Source organism: Streptomyces sp. NPDC057900 (assembly GCF_042887885.1).
In the GTDB taxonomy this organism is placed as follows: domain Bacteria; phylum Actinomycetota; class Actinomycetes; order Streptomycetales; family Streptomycetaceae; genus Streptomyces.
In genome coordinates, this window is the sequence record NZ_JBHVOI010000030.1 from 1,962 (window position 1) to 3,789 (window position 1,828).

Below are 1,828 nucleotides of genomic sequence, written 5' to 3' on the forward strand. Positions count from 1 at the left end.
CGTCCTTCGGTTGCCGGCCCCGGTGAAGCACCGCTCAGGTGGTGTGTGACGGGTGGCTGGTCGTTGTTTGAGAACTGCACAGTGGACGCGAGCATCTGTGGCCAAGTTTTTAAGGGCGCACGGTGGATGCCTTGGCACCAGGAACCGATGAAGGACGTGGGAGGCCACGATAGGCCCCGGGGAGCTGTCAACCAAGCTTTGATCCGGGGGTGTCCGAATGGGGAAACCCGGCAGTCGTCATGGGCTGTCACCCGCTGCTGAACACATAGGCAGTGTGGAGGGAACGCGGGGAAGTGAAACATCTCAGTACCCGCAGGAAGAGAAAACAACCGTGATTCCGGGAGTAGTGGCGAGCGAAACTGGATCAGGCCAAACCGTATGCGTGTGATACCCGGCAGGGGTTGCGCATGCGGGGTTGTGGGATCTCTTTTTCATAGTCTGCCGGCTGTGAGACGAGTCAGAAACCGTTGATGTAGGCGAAGGACATGCGAAAGGTCCGGCGTAGAGGGTAAGACCCCCGTAGCTGAAACATTAACGGCTCGTTTAAGAGACACCCAAGTAGCACGGGGCCCGAGAAATCCCGTGTGAATCTGGCGGGACCACCCGTTAAGCCTAAATATTCCCTGGTGACCGATAGCGGATAGTACCGTGAGGGAATGGTGAAAAGTACCGCGGGAGCGGAGTGAAATAGTACCTGAAACCGTGTGCCTACAAGCCGTGGGAGCGTCGCTGTATGTGCTTGCACATGCAGTCGTGACTGCGTGCCTTTTGAAGAATGAGCCTGCGAGTTAGCGGTGTGTAGCGAGGTTAACCCGTGTGGGGAAGCCGTAGCGAAAGCGAGTCCGAACAGGGCGTTTGAGTTGCACGCTCTAGACCCGAAGCGGAGTGATCTAGCCATGGGCAGGTTGAAGCGGAGGTAAGACTTCGTGGAGGACCGAACCCACCAGGGTTGAAAACCTGGGGGATGACCTGTGGTTAGGGGTGAAAGGCCAATCAAACTCCGTGATAGCTGGTTCTCCCCGAAATGCATTTAGGTGCAGCGTCGTGTGTTTCTTGCCGGAGGTAGAGCACTGGATAGGCGATGGGCCCTACCGGGTTACTGACCTTAGCCAAACTCCGAATGCCGGTAAGTGAGAGCACGGCAGTGAGACTGTGGGGGATAAGCTCCATGGTCGAGAGGGAAACAGCCCAGAGCATCGACTAAGGCCCCTAAGCGTACGCTAAGTGGGAAAGGATGTGGAGTCGCAGAGACAACCAGGAGGTTGGCTTAGAAGCAGCCACCCTTGAAAGAGTGCGTAATAGCTCACTGGTCAAGTGATTCCGCGCCGACAATGTAGCGGGGCTCAAGCGTACCGCCGAAGTCGTGTCATTCACACATATAGGGCCAACGCCTGTGTGGATGGGTAGGGGAGCGTCGTGTGCCGGGTGAAGCAGCCGCGGAAGCGAGTTGTGGACGGTTCACGAGTGAGAATGCAGGCATGAGTAGCGATACACACGTGAGAAACGTGTGCGCCGATTGACTAAGGGTTCCTGGGTCAAGCTGATCTGCCCAGGGTAAGTCGGGACCTAAGGCGAGGCCGACAGGCGTAGTCGATGGACAACCGGTTGATATTCCGGTACCCGCTTTGAAACGCCCAGTACTGAATCAGGCGATGCTAAGTCCGTGAAGCCGGCCCGATCTCTTCGGAGTTGAGGGTAGTGGTGGAGCCGATGAACCAGACTTGTAGTAGGTAAGCGATGGGGTGACGCAGGAAGGTAGTCCAGCCCGGGCGGTGGTAGTCCCGGGGTAAGGGTGTAGGCCGTGTGGTAGGTAAATCCGTCACACATT

The 1,828-nt window shown here is 57.2% G+C and carries 1 rRNA gene (running past one end of the window); it reads left to right on the forward strand.

Features of this window, described 5'->3' with window-relative positions:
* The first annotated feature begins 99 nt into the window (after positions 1-99).
* Positions 100-1,828 (forward strand): 23S ribosomal RNA (locus ACFVQ0_RS37115); it runs 1,496 nt beyond the window's last position.